This window comes from Paenibacillus lautus (assembly GCF_050482385.1).
Taxonomy (GTDB): domain Bacteria; phylum Bacillota; class Bacilli; order Paenibacillales; family Paenibacillaceae; genus Paenibacillus_AQ; species Paenibacillus_AQ lautus_B.
In genome coordinates this window covers 340,792-356,516 of record NZ_JBCNHV010000022.1, presented here as the reverse complement: position 1 = coordinate 356,516, position 15,725 = coordinate 340,792, and the positions used below count along the sequence as shown (strand labels likewise).

The 15,725-nt window shown below is 49.5% G+C and carries 15 protein-coding genes; 11 read left to right on the top strand and 4 right to left on the bottom strand.

Going from position 1 to position 15,725, the window contains the following annotated elements; all coding sequences use genetic code 11:
* Positions 1-113 precede the first annotated feature (113 nt).
* The 3 genes from ABEW73_RS27040 to ABEW73_RS27030 all read left to right on the top strand — a co-directional run bounded on the left by ABEW73_RS27040 (position 114) and on the right by ABEW73_RS27030 (position 2,253).
* Positions 114-332, top strand: a complete 219-nt coding sequence (locus ABEW73_RS27040; RefSeq protein WP_430163660.1) for a small, acid-soluble spore protein, alpha/beta type — start codon at positions 114-116, stop codon at positions 330-332.
* A 285-nt stretch (positions 333-617) separates the two neighbouring features.
* On the top strand, positions 618-1,556 hold the full coding sequence (gene cyoE, locus ABEW73_RS27035) for a heme o synthase (RefSeq protein WP_430163658.1): 939 nt from the start codon (positions 618-620) through the stop codon (positions 1,554-1,556).
* Between the two features lie 79 nt (positions 1,557-1,635).
* Entirely contained in the window at positions 1,636-2,253 is a 618-nt protein-coding gene (locus ABEW73_RS27030) for an SCO family protein (RefSeq protein WP_430163656.1), read from the top strand.
* 60 nt (positions 2,254-2,313) lie between these two features.
* Here ABEW73_RS27030 and ABEW73_RS27025 read toward each other — a convergent pair whose 3' ends face one another.
* Positions 2,314-2,685 (bottom strand): toprim domain-containing protein, encoded by a 372-nt coding sequence (locus ABEW73_RS27025; RefSeq protein WP_339268005.1) that lies wholly within the window; start codon positions 2,683-2,685, stop codon positions 2,314-2,316.
* A gap of 424 nt (positions 2,686-3,109) precedes the next feature.
* Positions 3,110-4,279: an MFS transporter gene (locus ABEW73_RS27020; protein ID WP_430163654.1), complete on the bottom strand. Its 1,170-nt coding sequence runs from the start codon at positions 4,277-4,279 to the stop codon at positions 3,110-3,112.
* 181 nt (positions 4,280-4,460) lie between these two features.
* Between ABEW73_RS27020 and ABEW73_RS27015 the strand changes: the two genes are divergently transcribed.
* The 3 genes from ABEW73_RS27015 to ABEW73_RS27005 all read left to right on the top strand — a co-directional run bounded on the left by ABEW73_RS27015 (position 4,461) and on the right by ABEW73_RS27005 (position 8,357).
* Positions 4,461-4,907 carry a hypothetical protein gene (locus ABEW73_RS27015; protein ID WP_430163651.1) on the top strand — a complete coding sequence of 149 codons (447 nt, stop codon included), beginning with the start codon at positions 4,461-4,463 and terminating at the stop codon, positions 4,905-4,907.
* Positions 4,908-5,008: 101 nt separating this feature from the next.
* Positions 5,009-6,157, top strand: a complete 1,149-nt coding sequence (locus tag ABEW73_RS27010) for a transglutaminase domain-containing protein (protein WP_430163648.1) — start codon at positions 5,009-5,011, stop codon at positions 6,155-6,157.
* Positions 6,158-6,299: 142 nt separating this feature from the next.
* On the top strand, positions 6,300-8,357 hold the full coding sequence (locus ABEW73_RS27005; RefSeq protein WP_430163645.1) for a peptidoglycan D,D-transpeptidase FtsI family protein: 2,058 nt from the start codon (positions 6,300-6,302) through the stop codon (positions 8,355-8,357).
* Between the two features lie 62 nt (positions 8,358-8,419).
* Here the strand turns inward: ABEW73_RS27005 and ABEW73_RS27000 are convergent, their stop codons facing one another.
* Entirely contained in the window at positions 8,420-8,881 is a 462-nt protein-coding gene (locus ABEW73_RS27000; RefSeq protein WP_430163642.1) for an SRPBCC family protein, read from the bottom strand.
* Positions 8,882-9,138: 257 nt separating this feature from the next.
* Here ABEW73_RS27000 and ABEW73_RS26995 point away from each other — a divergent pair, with 257 nt between their 5' ends.
* From ABEW73_RS26995 to ABEW73_RS26985, 3 genes are read left to right on the top strand one after another with little or no spacing between them, the layout of a single operon-like run.
* Complete coding sequence (locus ABEW73_RS26995; protein WP_430163640.1) at positions 9,139-9,885, top strand: Cof-type HAD-IIB family hydrolase; 747 nt, start codon at positions 9,139-9,141, stop codon at positions 9,883-9,885.
* 7 nt (positions 9,886-9,892) lie between these two features.
* Positions 9,893-10,372, top strand: coding sequence for a DUF456 domain-containing protein (locus ABEW73_RS26990; protein WP_430163638.1), 480 nt, complete (start codon positions 9,893-9,895; stop codon positions 10,370-10,372).
* A 56-nt stretch (positions 10,373-10,428) separates the two neighbouring features.
* A complete protein-coding gene (locus ABEW73_RS26985) occupies positions 10,429-12,054 on the top strand; it encodes a putative polysaccharide biosynthesis protein (RefSeq protein ID WP_430163635.1) in 1,626 nt (541 codons plus the stop codon).
* Positions 12,055-12,133: 79 nt separating this feature from the next.
* On the opposite strand, the gene ABEW73_RS26980 is transcribed toward ABEW73_RS26985, so the two are convergent.
* Positions 12,134-13,525: a DUF2515 family protein gene (locus tag ABEW73_RS26980; protein WP_430163633.1), complete on the bottom strand. Its 1,392-nt coding sequence runs from the start codon at positions 13,523-13,525 to the stop codon at positions 12,134-12,136.
* 138 nt (positions 13,526-13,663) lie between these two features.
* Here ABEW73_RS26980 and ABEW73_RS26975 point away from each other — a divergent pair, with 138 nt between their 5' ends.
* Both ABEW73_RS26975 and ABEW73_RS26970 read left to right on the top strand, forming a co-directional pair.
* On the top strand, positions 13,664-14,008 hold the full coding sequence (locus ABEW73_RS26975) for a thioredoxin family protein (protein ID WP_076324850.1): 345 nt from the start codon (positions 13,664-13,666) through the stop codon (positions 14,006-14,008).
* A gap of 244 nt (positions 14,009-14,252) precedes the next feature.
* Positions 14,253-15,227, top strand: coding sequence for a COX15/CtaA family protein (locus ABEW73_RS26970; RefSeq protein WP_430163630.1), 975 nt, complete (start codon positions 14,253-14,255; stop codon positions 15,225-15,227).
* Positions 15,228-15,725: the final 498 nt, after the last annotated feature.

The following is a 15,725-nucleotide window of genomic DNA, read 5'->3' as shown; positions in this document are numbered from 1 at the left end:
AACCTCCAAAGATAAAAATTGAAAAAATACGTATAACGTTGCAAGAAGGAGCCATAATAAGTTTGCAAGCTTGCACTGGAATAACAGACATTCAGTGAAGGGAGATATTTAATATGGCACGCCGCAGCAACAATTTGGTTGTACCTCAAGCAACTGCAGCATTACAACGTTTGAAACTCGAGGCTGCTCAAGAACTAGGCGTAACGATTCCTCAGGACGGTTACTATGGTAACTATACTTCCCGTGAAACAGGATCCCTGGGTGGATACATTACAAAACGTTTGGTACAGCAAGCAGAACAGGCTCTTCAGGGGTCTGGCCGCACGCTGTAATCTTTTTCTCATAACGTGAGTATGGAAGCCCGGAGCGCTATCATTGCGCTCCGGGCTTTGTATTCATATTAAGGGATCGACACCCATCTTTGCTACATAGACAAATTGTGCCTTAAACAACGGCATAACGTCAAGAATATATCGCATCCAAATGTCACTGAATTGTCATATAGATGGAACGAATTCCGAAGGATTGCTAAACACTTTTTACTAATGATATGATAAACTTTATAGCGGAGGCAGTACTTCCTCCATAACGACAGATACAAGGAGGAACGTTTACACGTGGATAATCACTTGAGATACCAAGCTCCTTCAGAATCCGCAGCACTTGCCTCGGCAGCGCCTGCACCTCCCGATAAGGCGGGGACTTGGAAAGATTTTATCACGGTAACGAAGCCCGGAATCATCCGGTCAAATTTGATAGCGGCTTTTGCCGGATTTTGGCTAGCATCGCGTTGGGATATCCAATTCGGATTGATGATTATGACACTTCTCGGAACCGTGCTCGTTATGGCTTCGTCCTGTGTTTTCAATAACTATTTCGACAGAGAGCTTGACATGAAGATGGAGCGTACACGGAACCGCTCACTTCCAACCGGACGGCTGACACCAAAGGTTGTTCTTTGGTATGCCATCATTCTTGGGGTCGTTGGACTAGCCATGTTATTCCTGTTCTCAGGGGTATTGGCAGGTATATTCGGAGCGATCGGAATGTTCGTATACGTTGTGGTATACACATTATGGTTAAAGCGTTCATCAACATGGAGCACATCGGTAGGCGCTATTTCCGGAGCGATGCCTCCTGTGATCGGCTATGTTGCCGTGACAGGAACCGTAGATATGGCTGCGGTTTTGCTGTTCGCTCTTCTGTTTCTCTGGCAGCCGCCTCATTTCTGGGCACTGGGCATTCGCCGGGTTGAAGAATATCGTGCAGCGGGTTTTCCGTTATTGCCGGTAGTTAAAGGAATTAAACGCACGAAGTATCAGATGATCCCTTATCTGGTACTGCTTATACCGATCCCCATCCTGATGTACACGTATGGATACGCCGGTATATTCTTTCTGGTTATCGGACTCCTTCTGGCTGTTTGGTGGCTCTACGCCGCGCTCCAAGGTTTCCGTGCTAAGGACGATGAAGCTTGGTCCAAAAAAGTATTTATTATCTCCATCAATTACTTGACCTTGAGCCTGATCGTTCTCATACTCAATACCACTTTTTAATAGGTGGAAGGGCTTTAACGCTGCACTAAACCTGGCAAGAACAGGGATTGCCTGAGACGAAGGGAGAACGGGGAAGGTCATGAATGCATTCAAACGTTACAAATGGACTTGGGTATTACTCGCTGTCTGCGTAATAGCAGCTATTTACCTGGTATTCAACTCATTAGGATTCGGAAAAGAAAAGTTTCCAATCGTTCGTGAGGTAGCCGCTTACTCCATGGAAAATGTGGATGGAAAGACGATCACATCGGACGATACCAAGGGCAAGGTGAAGCTCATGTACTTCTATTTCACCAGCTGTCCGGATGTATGCCCGATTACGACACTGGTTCTTTCGCAAATACAGGAAGACTTGAAGAAAGAGGGCATCTTCGGTAAAGAAGTTAACTTCGTGTCCATCTCCTTTGACCCGGAAACCGATACAAAAGAGAAAATTAAGGAGTTCGGGGACCGTTTCTATGCGGATTATAACGGCTGGTACTTCCTTCGTGGAGATCAGGAGGAAACACGGAAGCTGATGCAGGACTCTTTCAAAATCCCGCTGCTCGGCAATAACTCGACGAATTTCACGCATGGCAATTCCATTGCATTGGTTGACCGGAATAACAATATTCGGAAGACCTATAATGCAGCGGACCCGGCCCAAGTGAAGACCGAGGATATTGTGAAGGATATTAAGACCTTAATTAAGGAATAAACCTATAGGTAAAACCAAAAGGCGCGCTCTATCGTTAAAGATGGAGGACGCCTTTTTTATTTAAAATAACGATTTCTGATCTGCGTTGTTTATAGCAGGAGGCGGGTAAATGATGAACTCTTCCAGCCCGGCCTTCTCTAACTGGGCAATCAGATATTCGTCAGGGGTTCCTTCAACACCGGCGTATCCCCGGCGCGTATAGATCTGTTCGGCATCAGGGAAGATGTCGCGCAGGGCACCGCGAATTTTCTTGCCGGAGCTGTCGTTATCCATAAAAAGATACACCTCTTGATCCTTCACCTGTTTATGAAGGCTTTCCAGCTTGGCGGTGTTTAGCGTTCCAAATGTGCACAGGATGGTAATATCCGATGTCAGCAATCGGCGTAGTCGGCTCCGGTCGTTCTTGCCCTCTACAATGAGGAATATCGGCATTTTTTTCACCTCTGTCATGATACGGAGATCTTTGGCAGCATTCCCCGGGAAATGATAATCTGCCGTCGAATGATGGTTGCGTCGAATGGTGTATGTATAGTGTAACTTGTTTTTTACCGATCATGCAAAGCGGGCAAAATAAACGGCCATCCATTTGGATGGCCGTAACAAAGTTAACCCGTGTTTTCTAGAAACAGCTCAAGATAATGACGAGCAGAATATACAATACAAGAATCATTCCGACTGAATTTCCATAGCCCCCATGGCAATGTTTATGATGAACATGACTCATGATAACTTCACCCCTTGGTTAGATGTACGTGGTCATTTGCCACACTGTATCTTATGTGGTTTTACCCATATGGATTGTGCATTGGCCCATTTGCATCCTTTTGGGCGCTGGCTTTAGCCCGGTACAGCTATCTTAGACGGGTGAGATTGGGGTTTCTGGTGAGACGGCTGTTAAAGGTGCTTCACGATTGCGTTTGGGGAGCAGCAGCAGCACGGTCATCAGCATCAAAAACGCGATAAAATAAGGAGACACCACCGTCCGGAGCTGTCCTGCCGCAATAGGGCCTACAAAGGAGCCCAGCGACATGGCAATGGATTGCAATGAGAACACTTTCCCGAGCCTGCCTCCGCCGCTTAGCTCAATAAACAGTGAGGATAATGCCGGAAACAGCAACCCTTTAGCAAGCCCGAGTGCAAACAGGATGATCGTAATCGGTACATGGTCCGCTGCAGCCAGGGCATAGAAGCATATAGCCAAACCCAATACGCCGATGGTTACCCTGATATAGGGCGCATAACGATTGAGAAACAGCATGCTTAATGTGACCAAAGCTCCAAGACTAATGACGGAGAATAGAAGCCCGGTGGACATAATGCTTGCCAGCCCGCTTTCCCGCAGCGGTATTTCAAAGAACAGGATTCCTTGAGAGCATGCGATAGCAAAGGGAATCAGATATAAGCGCAAGCTAAAAGGAAGCCGCGCCGGTGTTCCGCTGTTGACCGGAACAGCCTGCCCTTTATCTTTAGCGGTGGCTGACAGAGGTTTCGGGAGACTGAGAAACGCCATCAAGCCGGTGAAGATCAAAAGCCAGCCCAGACTCTGGAATGTACCGGAAAATCCTGCTTTGGCTACAATGAAAGCGCCGGCGGCCGGGGACAAGACAGAGGCAAGGGTGTGTATCACGCCATGACCGGACATATATTTGCCTTGCGTAACAGGATCCCGGGAGAGAGACGCAAGCAGCGCCAGACAGGCAGGTGACAAAAAGGCCAAGACGAAGCCGCTGATCGAGCGGAGCACGAGCAGCTGCCAGGGCAGTTGGACATGAGCCTGGAGCAGCAGGATAACACCAGCGGCAGTTAAGCTGAAAATAATGTAGCGTCTGCTGCCGTGCCGATCGATCAGATTGCCTGCAAGCAGATTGCCAGGCAGATGGGTTAAAGCATAAATGCCCATCATCCAGCCGATAAACGTAGGGGCTGCGCCAAGGGAGATGGCAAAGGGCGTCAGTACTGGATACTGAGCATGCAAATCAAAAAACGCCAGAAACAAAAACATATAGAGCCATAAAGCGGTTTTCAATATGGCACCCTCCTATCCGGCAAAAGTTGATATGGTACTACTACTTGTACGTTCGAAAGGGCAAGCTTATACCTTTTTGTGAAAAGACCAGGTTGGCTGACAGCTTTGCGGGGTATCATGTATAATTAATAAGACGGCCATGAACCGCCGCTTTTGAAACGATGAACGGGAGTGAATTGAATTGGATACTCAGGTCTGGATCGAATTTCTTAAACAAAACTGGCTGGTCATTGCCATCGCCTTAATTATCTTGTTTATTGTGCTGAATGTGGTGAGAACCGTCATTAAGTGGGCGCTAGCTGTACTCATCATCGTGGGATTGTTGGTGTATAGCGGAATTTCATTGGATAAAATCGGCGAGGTTGTAACCACGGTGAAGGAAGAAACGGTGGACACGATAAAAAAAGAAGCGCTGAACATGATGATGAAAGAAGCGAAGGAAGCAAAATATACTTCGAATGGGGACGGTACCTACTCCATTAAAGCTCCCAATCTGGAGCTGAAAGGAAGTGCCGGTTCCGAAGAGGTTGAAGTCACTTTCCGAGGAGTTTCGGTAGGCAAGTGGGATATCAACGATACGATTCAGAGTTTTATCGACGATGCCAAGAGCAATACGGCCTCTAAATAAAAGAAACGCAATCGGATCCGAATGCACGAGAGCGCAGCGTTGTCGTGCTGCAGCTCGATTACATCGGTTGACAAGACATCATGGGAGAGGAGGGGATACCGTTGATGTCGGCATGGAAGGATAGTGTGCTTGATGGGAACGGAATCACCATCTTGCTGCTGCTGATTGTGGCTTTTTCATTATTGCAGGGATGGAGACGCGGAGCCTCCCGGTCAGCCGGGAAGCTTGTTTTTTTTCTGGGGGATGCGGTGCTGCGCCTGGTCGGGCTAGCGATCTCCGTTCCTTTTACATTATGGTTATCACCTAAGGCAGGCGATTGGCTGGGTACGGTCTCCACTTTACCGAATCGAGAGCTGCGCTTCTGGGAACAGATTTATTATACAGCCGTCAAATCGCTGGCGGATTTCCCGCTGCTGCGGTTTGCGGTGCTCTTTATGTTAAGTTACGCCCTTATCGTATTTATGCTGCGTCTGCTCGTTTCCCTGATCATGGGAGGGAGGCTGGGACTCTTCGGAACGAGAAAGGATACATCGGCATCGCTGCTGAGCCGCCTAACAGGTGCGGGAATTGGCGTCATCATGGGTGCAGCGCGGAGCATTATTGTGATTGCGATCTTATTCATCTACGTCAGTCTGAATCCCGATCACGGCTTTAGCCGGTACGTTGAGGCTTCACCGGTTTATCAGCAGGGAGCGAGGGCTGTAATAGAGCCTTTGTCGGGTTCTCTCGTCCGCGAGAAGCTGCCGGTCTTTACCCAATCGGTTCAGGAAGAACTGAATGGGATCATTCAGCGGAAGTATGAGGTCATCGACCATAAGATTCCCGAGGGCATTGAGCAGTCGGCAGCCCATGTCGTGAAGGGTGCGTCAACCGATGAAGAGAAAGCCCGAAAACTCTATGATTGGGTTGGCAGCCGGATTACGTACGATCACGATAAAGTGACCTTGTATGAAGAGCAGCGGATATGGAAAGAGCAGACACCACAGGATACGTACGATACCAGATTAGGCGTATGCATTGATTATGCCCGGCTGTACGCCATGATGGCCCGGTCTCAGGATATGAAAGTCCGGGTCGTAACCGGCAGAGGATATAATGGTCAGGGTGGTTATGGTCCCCATGCCTGGAATGAGGTCTACTTGAGTGAAGAGAAGCGATGGATACCGCTGGACCCGACCTGGGCACAGAGCGGAAACTGGTTTAACCCGCCGCGCTTCAATGAGACGCATATTAAAGAGCAGGTGTTTTGATAGATGTGTTGATACGGAGAAGGGCGGACTTTGAGCAAGGGAAGTTCGCCCTTGCCCGTCAGGAGGGGCCTTCCAGATGAAGTGGGGGGGCGTTTATGTTAATATGGGTTTATGTGATTGTGGATAAAGGGGAGAAGCATACGTGAAAGGGTTTAGGCCGGATAAGCGCAAACAAGAAGAACGAGATGCCGGCAGTCAGTTTAACTTGCGGGTTAATCTATTTTTTTTCAGCACTTTTATCATATTCTGTGTCGTTATTATACGTCTTGCTATACTGCAGTTTGTTGAAGGACCTGAGCTAAAAGAACTCGAAACCGGTGGGCAGGTTAAAAATTTCCCGCTTCAACCGATCCGGGGCAGCATCGTTGATGCTTCCGGAACGCCGCTTGCCTACTCGACACCCTCCCAAGCACTGTATTTAACGCTGTTAAAGGATTACAGTTCATCCGAACGAGGGAAGAAGAACCGTCCGGAGATCGAAAAGCTGGCCGAGGAAATGGTCAAGGTTTTCGAACAACATGGTGATCCAAAAGCCGAAAAGTTGACGGTGGATGATGTGCTCAAAGCGATGGACCTGGAATTCAACAAGCAGCCGGGTTATGAGCCGAGACGCATTAAGGCAGATCTCTCGACTAAAGAAGTGGCTTACTTTATGGAGCATAAGAATGAATATCCTGGAGTCGAGGTTGTCGAAGAGAGCCAGCGTCAATACAACCCGGACAAAATCGCCGTTCAAACGATTGGTTATTTGAAAGAATTCCGCGGAAATAAGACACTGGATAAATATAAACAGATCGATGAGCAGAACAAGAAACAAAAAGATCCGGGACTCATCTACACGGAGCAGGAGAAGGTTGGTGTAGACGGACTTGAAATGATGTTCCAGGATGAGCTGCGTGGCAAGAACGGATATATCGGGATTCCGATTAATCCGCAGAACATGGCGGACGGGGTGCCAACCATGATCGCCCCGGAGAAGGGCTACAATATTCATACGACGATCCACAAGGATATTCAGAAGGTTACGCAGCAGGCGATCATGGATCAGCTGAAGTGGCTTCATACCAATACGGTTTCCGGTAAAACGCATCCGAATGCGCAAACCGGTTATGCCGTAGCGATGGAAGTGGACACCGGAAACATTGTTGCCATGGCCAGTATGCCGGATTATGACCCGAATGTGTGGGAGAATGGGACCGATGATACTAATTGGGAAACCGTCATGAAGTATTACGGCAACGGGACGATCTCTCCATACAGTTCCGGTCGATCCGGCAACAATCTGGAATCGGTTGTGCTGCTCGGTTCCACTATGAAGCCTTTGACGGTATTAATTGGACTTAATGAAAAATTGTTTGGGCCGAACGATTATTATTATGATAGCGGTGCAGCATTCTTCGGTAAGGATAATACGAGAGTCCGGAACTCGGGCGGTAGAGCCTACGGATCCCTGAATGCGAGACAAGCGATTGAGCACTCCTCCAATGCCTTTATGGTTGACTGGATCGGGGAACGACTGTATAACAAATACGGCTCCAAATCCGTTGATGTATGGGATGAATACATGAGGAAATTCGGGCTCGGGGTATCTACTGAATCCGGTCTGCCGAAGGAGCATAAAGGAATCATCGAGTATACCAATATCGAGCAGGCGGGAAGTTATCTGGCGGCCATGGCATACGCTTCTTTCGGGCAATCCGGTAAATATACGACGCTCCAATTGGCTCAGTATGCCAGCACGCTTGCCAATCGGGGAGAACGCATCCGGCCGCAGCTTGCGAGCAAGATTGTGGATCAGGACGGCAAGGTGATCAAGGAATTCAAACGCGAAGTATTAAATAAAGAGGAATTCCCGCAGCAGTACTGGAATGAAGTCATTGCAGGGATGAATACGCAGGGACTTCGAGCTTTTGAAGATTTTAAATATGATTTTGCACGGAAAACAGGAACATCCGAGCAGGATATTTATAAAAACGGTTCTCGGATCAGGGTAGAAAACGGGGTGTTTATTGCCTTTGCTCCACGGCAAAATCCGAAGCTGGCCGTCGCCGTGGTCATTCCGGAAGCAGGCTTCGGTTCCCAGAGTGCCGCGCCGGTTGCTCGTAAAATTTTCGACGCGTATGACGAGATTTACGGACTGGACGGTACGCCTCACCCTAAAAAAACCGAGGGTGAGAATGGGGATGGCAGTAACCAATAAGAGGATATTTGCTAAAACGGCAGCCAAGAGCCCTCGATGGGGTGGCTGCCGTTTTTTATCCATTACACATGGGCGTCAGGGGCTTTGTCCGCTACCAGATTCAAGACGACGTTAAACTCCAGCAGCGCTTTGAGGCCGCAGAGCACCATGGTATAACCGCCCATGGAATCAATAGCCTGCTGTACATTCTCATCATCACTGCCTGTAAAGCCGGAGTGGGTAATGGTTACGAAGGTCTCATGATCGCCCCGTGGCGTGAATGTCCATTCGGTTTGGGTCCGGTCTGAAGACTCGATCGTGATGCGGCGATTCACTTCAATATGTTGAACGTACACGTCATCATGTACTCCATACATCTCCCAATCCCAGCGGATATGATGGCCTTCCTCAAGCTTGCCGCTGCTTTTGGTAAACCAGAACTTGGTTGTAATCTCAGGGTCGATAAAAGCCTCGAATACTTCCGAAACCGGTCTTCGAATCAGCATCTCAGCCGTTACGACGGGGTTCTCATTGAGCTTGGTCATATGATTCATGACTCCTTTCGGGGTTGTCTTCAGTAAACATCGTAGCATAAAGGAAATCATATTTTTTCTTATACATTGCTCATTTATATCAAGTGCCATGTGTTTGTTCGAGTGCCTGGGAAGACTTGCTTAAGGCTTAGGCTTTTCCTCAGTTTTGATCTGTTAGGGGCCGTCGATACGGGGGAGTGTTTTGGCGCCCTTCCTTTTGTGGTAAAATGTCGTTATGTTTGCTCGCAATTCGTAAGGGGGTTAATACCATGAATAATAAATATCGGTTGTTGGCACTGGATATGGACGGTACGCTGCTGCAGGACGATCATGAGGTGTCGGAGGAAACGGTGAAGTGGATCAAGGAAGCGGTACGGCACGGCATTCACGTCTGCCTCTCGACAGGTCGGCCGTTTCAGGATGCCTATCCGTATGCCAAGCAGCTTGAACTGACGACGCCGATGGTAACGGTGAACGGCGGCGAAGTATGGCGTGCGCCATATGAATTGCATCGCCGCGCGCTGCTCGACAGCAAACTCGTGGAACAAATGCATGCACTCGCGATTGAAACCGGATCATGGTTCTGGGCGTATTCAGTAGAAAGATTGTATAACTCTGAGAACTGGACCGACGATGTTGCGAATCAGGAATGGCTGAAATTCGGTTACAACACGAATGATCATGAGGTACGCCACAATATCATGATGCGACTGCAGGATATGGGCGGACTGGAGATCACGAACTCCTCGCCGGATAACCTGGAAATCAATCCGCAGGGCGTTAACAAAGCGACCGGAATCGGACAGGTGTGTGAGCTGCTCGGCATTAGCATGTCCGAAGTCGTAGCCGTGGGAGACAGCTTGAACGACCTGGCTGTGATTCAACAGGCCGGCCTCGGCGTGGCCATGGGGAATGCCCAGCAGACCGTAAAGGATGAAGCGGACCTTGTGGTTTCCAGCAACAATGAGGACGGTATTGTCGAAGTCATCAGGGATCATATTTTGATCGAAGGGTGAGATGTTGATGGACATATTGGGCTGGATTATCGTCATCGCTCTGTTTATCATTGGGATGGCCGGGGCGATATACCCTATTCTGCCGGGGGTTATCGCCATTTACCTGGCGCTGTTCGTTTACGGCTGGTTCTTTACGTTCGAGCATTACAATGCATGGTTCTGGATAATCCAGACCATCATTCTGGTGGTGCTCTTCATTGCCGATTATGCGGTTAACGCCTGGGGAGTTAAGAAGCTTGGTGGTTCCAAAGCCTCGATATGGGGCAGCACCATCGGACTGATTATCGGACCGTTCGTTATTCCCGCTTTTGGATTGATAATTGGACCATTCCTCGGGGCATTTCTGGGTGAAATGCTGGCAGGCTCGGGACCAAGCAAATCCATGAAGGTTGGTTTCGGATCAGTCTTAGGATTGTTCAGCAGCATTGCGGTGAAGATTATTTTACAGCTTGCGATGATTATTATTTTCTTCATTTGGATTTTCTAATAGACGCTTAGGAATCGCTGTAAGAGGCGCTTTGGAGGAGAAAGAAGGGTACGGTTTTGTCAAAGAAAGAGTCATTTATTAAAGGCACGATCATCTTGGCCGCTGCTGCTCTGGTAGCCCGCGTGCTGGGTCTTGTCCAGCGGGTGCCGCTGGAGCATATGCTGAACGATATAGGGGATGCCTCATTTACGATCGCCAATAACGTATATTTAATGCTGTTAACGGTAGCAACGGCAGGCATTCCCAGCACACTCAGCAAAATGGTATCAGAACGTCATGCTTTAAATAAGCCTGCGGAGGCTCGGCGTGTCTATCATGCTGCACTTATTTTTGCCTGCGCAGCAGGCGTTATCATGACGCTGCTGCTTTATTTCGGAGCTCCTTTTTATGCTACCCATATTTCTAAGCAGCCGGAGGCAGCCGCGGCCATTCAGGCATTGGCTCCAGCGCTGCTGCTGTTTCCGGCCATCGCGATGATGCGGGGATACTTCCAGGGACGTAATAACATGGTGGCTGGTGGCATATCGCAGATCATCGAGCAGATCGCACGGGTTGTGACAGCGATCGGCTTGGCCTATGTGCTGCTGCGGATGGGATACGACGATACCTGGATTGCGGCCGGAGCTTCCTTCGGTGGCGTACTCGGCAGTATCGGCGCATTTGCAGTCATGTTGTACTTTACGGTAAAACTTCGCCGAAGTGATCGTGAGCTCAAGATGCCGGCGGCGGACCGCTCTATTCCGCTTGGCGGGATATACCGGGATATATTCACGCTGTCTATACCGATTGTGCTGTCTTCCCTGGCGGTTCCGGCTGTTAACTTCATTGACAGCTCCATCGTGAAGCCGCTGTTGATCGGGCAGATTGGTTTGGATCAGGCGACAGCAGCCCTCGCGGTGCTGGGAAACCGGGCCCAAAGCGTGGCGGGGATTCCGCCGATTCTAGCCATTGCTCTCAGCACCTCGCTCATTCCGATCATCTCTGCGGCTTTTGCGAAGAAGGATCAGGAGCATTTGGAACAGCAAGTATCGCTGGCGATGCGTATAGCCATATTGACGGGCATGCCGATGGTGATCGCGCTATGCGTGGCATCCTATTCCATTAATGGTTTGCTGTTTAGTTCCTTGGGCGGCAGCGGGATTATTGGATTTCTGACGTTCGGTACGATTTTCCAGATCACGATGATGACTACAAATTCCATTCTTCTTGGAATCGGCAAGGCCAAACTCTCGATGATTCATGTGATGATCGGGGTTGCGATCAAGCTAGCAGCCAGCTTCCTGCTTGCTCCGTTCTTTGGGATCTACGGGATCATAGGGAGCACGGCGCTCTGTTTCCTTGTCATTACGATACTCAATATAAGATCGATTAAAGCGATTGTATCCTTCTCCATCCTAGGCAAACGCTGGACGGGCTTCGTATTGACGGTGATTGCCGCCGGAGGAATCGGATATGGCCTGAATCTGGCCGGTATTCAAATGGTCGATATCATGCCGGCACGGTTGGCCTTCCTGCTGACTTGCCTGGTTGTAGGCGTGGCCGTGGTCATTATATATCTTGTCCTGCTGGTGGTGTTTGGCGTATTGCGGCAATCGGAGCTGAGCAGTTACCCGCGCCTTTTGCAGAAAGTGTTCCGTCCGCTTATGAGACTGCAGCCTGCACGTATGCGGGAGCGGGGATAAAGACATATAGTTTTACTTATCGTGTGAATAGAACGGAACGGAGACCCTCCTTGCAGTATTGGGACGGTCTCTTTCCATTTTAATGCCGATGGAACAGATCAGACACATCATGCACGATAGAGGTTTTCTCCAGAGCGGCCCGATGGGCGTGGGTTATATCCGGCAGCAGCGGTCGTATTGGCTTACGAATGTGCCTAAACATAGCCCGGCCCTGATACCAGTCGTACCGGGGAATCGGCTCGGGGGTCTCATCCTCCCAGATCTCCTCAAGATAAGGGCTGTACATACGCTGACCATCGGGCAGCCATTCTGATGTGATGAGGTCAGATCCCGCGTGGCCATGATTCATGGCTTGCTCAAGGGTCGGCGTAAATAAGGCCGGCCAATATTCGGCGCGCGATCCCAGGTGCTTGGTGGATCGTGCGAATGCCAGCACGGCGCGGTATATCTCCTCATACCCAAACAATAAAGCATACAGCGAACGGCCTGCCTTGATCCGAATGGACAGGTCGTCAAACTTGGGTAGGGTAAGTCCGACCAGCGGCCTGGCTGGGGATTGGGGCTTCTGGGAAGGGCTTTCGCCCGACTCTGTTCGATAGACTTGACCCAGCGGAAACACGATTTGATTCAACCGGGTCAGCTCATGCATCCGAAAGAAAGGATCCTTTAGAATATGCTGTTGGTAAAAAGGATGTCTCGCCACACGCCCCTCAATATAGTTCTGCTCATTAATGATGAGGGCAACCGTAAGCAGCGAACTGCTCCGATCCTGCCAGAACTGCTCCCAGAACGGTGTCATGAACGTTGAAATATGAAAGTGGGGGAGCAAATGAAATAGGGGCTTACCTTTTTTTCGACTGTGTATATAGAGCAGCAGTTGGGGGTAGGCGTCCTGGAAGATCAGTGCATTACAGCGCTCCAGGAAGCGATACAGGTTGTTCTTAAATGTCGGATCCATAAGATCCGACATCAATCCGCCCTTCAGATCACTCATATTCCACCCGGCATTACGCGATACCATGTGGGCCAGAAAGGCCCAATGCAGCTCAGGATGTGATACATAGCAGTCCCAATAGGCTTGCGTACGGGTTACGTTACTCCGGTTGGCTGCAGCTGTGGCCTCTTGAATATGATGAATCAATTCCTGCTCTTCTGGAGATAGCTGAACATCTGCACCGGGCTCATGAATCCGAATATCGCTATACCCTTGCATGGAAGGGAGCGGAAACGGGGAAACGCTCTGCTGCAGATAGGGATGGGAGGAGAGGATGTCCTTGAGCTGCCTGCGAATTGTTCTAACGGTTGTGTAGTCCCAACGCAATTCGTGTCTGCTAGTCCGGAGCTTTAAAGAGAATCGCCACGACGCGATCATCCCCGACCATGATTCGGTCAGGGCTTGCGGAATGGTTGCCGTCCATGACCATACATCCTTGCCCCGGTTTTTTTTATCATTGACTCCATTCGAGTGCATTGGGGGGTCACCTGCACTTTCTGATGGTTAATCCCAGTCTGTGAGCATCATAATGTCAGTATGCTCTAAAATTTGACTTCCACTCAACATTTTGATTCACTAAGGGTGAAGGAACTCGACGTAAAGGGGAGATAATCAATGGAAAAAATCACTTCAGAAGCAGAATTTCAGGTTGCAATCCAGTCTCCGCGACTGACTGTTGCCGTATTTAAAGCAGACTGGTGCGGCGATTGCAAGTTTATCGATCCATTCATGCCTGAGGTTGAGACAAAGTTCTCAAACCAATTGACTCTGGTAGAGGTTGACGTCGATGCTGTCGGTGACGTGAGTCAGCAGCAAAATATTATGGGTATCCCTAGCTTTGTTGCATATTCCGATGGACGCGAGCTGGTTCGCTACGTTAACAAACTCCGCAAATCGCGCCAGGAGATTGAAGATTTCCTGCAGCGTGCCGTGGACGTATACAGTACGATTCATAAGTAAGAGTGACTATAGCACCGCCGCCTTGATCTATAACTGGCGGCGGTGTTGTTTTACATATCAGTTCGAGGTAGGGTGAAGAAGTCAAGTACCTGTATCATGAAGGTTTTTCTCATTTTTGAACATTTTGTCACAATCGCTCAAGTGACCGTAGCGGTAGAATCAGGTATAATGAAATGTGGACTGTGTACGATGCGATCCTGTAAAGGTTTAAATAGTGAATGATTATGAGCAGCAGGTGAGATAAGTGAATGATAAACAATTAAAATGGCTGAGTTACATAACATGCTTAATTATGTTCTGCGCGACGTTCGGGGGCATGGTTGTGACAAAGACGGGCTCGGGCCTCGGTTGCGGCCAGGAATGGCCGCTGTGTAACGGTAAATTTGTTCCCGCTTACACGATATCCTCCATGATTGAGTATTCCCACCGGGCTGTCAGCGGAATGGCGGGGTTGGCCGCGCTGGCTTCGCTGATTGCGTTCTGGAAGTACAAGCGGGATCGCCGGGATTTGATGGCTTATGTTATCGGGACCTCGGTATTCGTTGTAGTGCAGGCGATCATGGGTGCGCTTGCGGTGGTTAAGCCTCAATCGGCTGCGATTATGGCGCTGCATTTTGGCTTCTCGCTGATTGCTTTTGCTAGCTCCGTCATGCTGGCTCTGGGAATGCGGCGGGTAGAACAGGCGAAGGGGCCCGCAGACTTGGAACGTCTGCCCCGGGTAAGCAAGTGTTTCCGCAATTTAGTCTGGGGTACAACCCTGTATAGCTACATCGTTGTTTATATTGGCGCATTCGTCAGCCATACCGATTCCCGGGAAGGCTGCTCGGGCTGGCCGCTGTGTAACGGGGAAGTGATCCCGGAGCTGGGCGGTGGGGTCGGCATCGCCTTTATGCACCGGGTGGCAGCGCTTCTCCTGCTGTTCGTGGTTGCGGTGATGGGGCATTTTGCATATTGGCGTAACCGCGATAACCGGGAGATACAGATGCTGGGCATCTCGGCAACCGTGCTCTGCTTGCTGCAAGTGTTTAGCGGTGCCCTCATTATGGCAACGATGCATAACGAGGAGGTTTACGTATTCTCCGCACTGGGACATACACTGCTGATCTCGGCCTTATTCGGCGTACTCTGTTATTTAAGTGTCAGGGTATGGCAGCTCAGCAAGCCGGTTAAAGCTGAAATGCAAACGGATCATAGCGTGTCTCGTGAAAAGATTGTATAAGAAAGAAGCGAAAATCATTAACCAAAAAGATCGAATTTAAGGCAACAGCGTTTATGCAAAGTCCCCGAACCAGCGTTCGAGGGCTTCGTTGTATAGTGAGGAGGGGAGACGATGATAGCCAAACGATCCGCTCGACCTGTCCGATATCAAGGAGACGCTGGGAGCAGTATTGAAAAGGTTTGATCCGGCAACAGATTAGGTTATATTTATTGAGACATCGCATGGACTATACAGGCGAACTCAATCATCGCAGTAAGGCGTGATTATGGGAATCAATCAGCCATTCGAATTCGCAAGCTGTCGCCGCTGTTATGACGAAGGCGATATCCCAAGGATATCTCAAGTCGCTCCATTCTGTGAGGGTTGTCTGGTCGTTTCGGGGGCATCCTATAAGAACAATCCTCTGGTCATTGAAACACGAATGAAACCAGGATACCCGGGAAGAGCTATTCCTGCGTGAGGATATCGTGAAGACGGTTGAAACGCAGTGGAATCATA

Coding starts and splice junctions, on each gene's coding strand:
- ABEW73_RS27000 (WP_430163642.1), bottom strand. CDS start 8,881: ATGACCAAGCTCAATGAGAACCCCGTCGTAACGGCTGAGATGCTGATT.
- ABEW73_RS26975 (WP_076324850.1), top strand. CDS start 13,664: ATGGAAAAAATCACTTCAGAAGCAGAATTTCAGGTTGCAATCCAGTCT.
- ABEW73_RS26980 (WP_430163633.1), bottom strand. CDS start 13,525: ATGCACTCGAATGGAGTCAATGATAAAAAAAACCGGGGCAAGGATGTA.
- ABEW73_RS26995 (WP_430163640.1), top strand. CDS start 9,139: ATGAATAATAAATATCGGTTGTTGGCACTGGATATGGACGGTACGCTG.
- ABEW73_RS27040 (WP_430163660.1), top strand. CDS start 114: ATGGCACGCCGCAGCAACAATTTGGTTGTACCTCAAGCAACTGCAGCA.
- ABEW73_RS27025 (WP_339268005.1), bottom strand. CDS start 2,685: ATGCCGATATTCCTCATTGTAGAGGGCAAGAACGACCGGAGCCGACTA.
- ABEW73_RS26990 (WP_430163638.1), top strand. CDS start 9,893: ATGGACATATTGGGCTGGATTATCGTCATCGCTCTGTTTATCATTGGG.
- ABEW73_RS27030 (WP_430163656.1), top strand. CDS start 1,636: ATGAATGCATTCAAACGTTACAAATGGACTTGGGTATTACTCGCTGTC.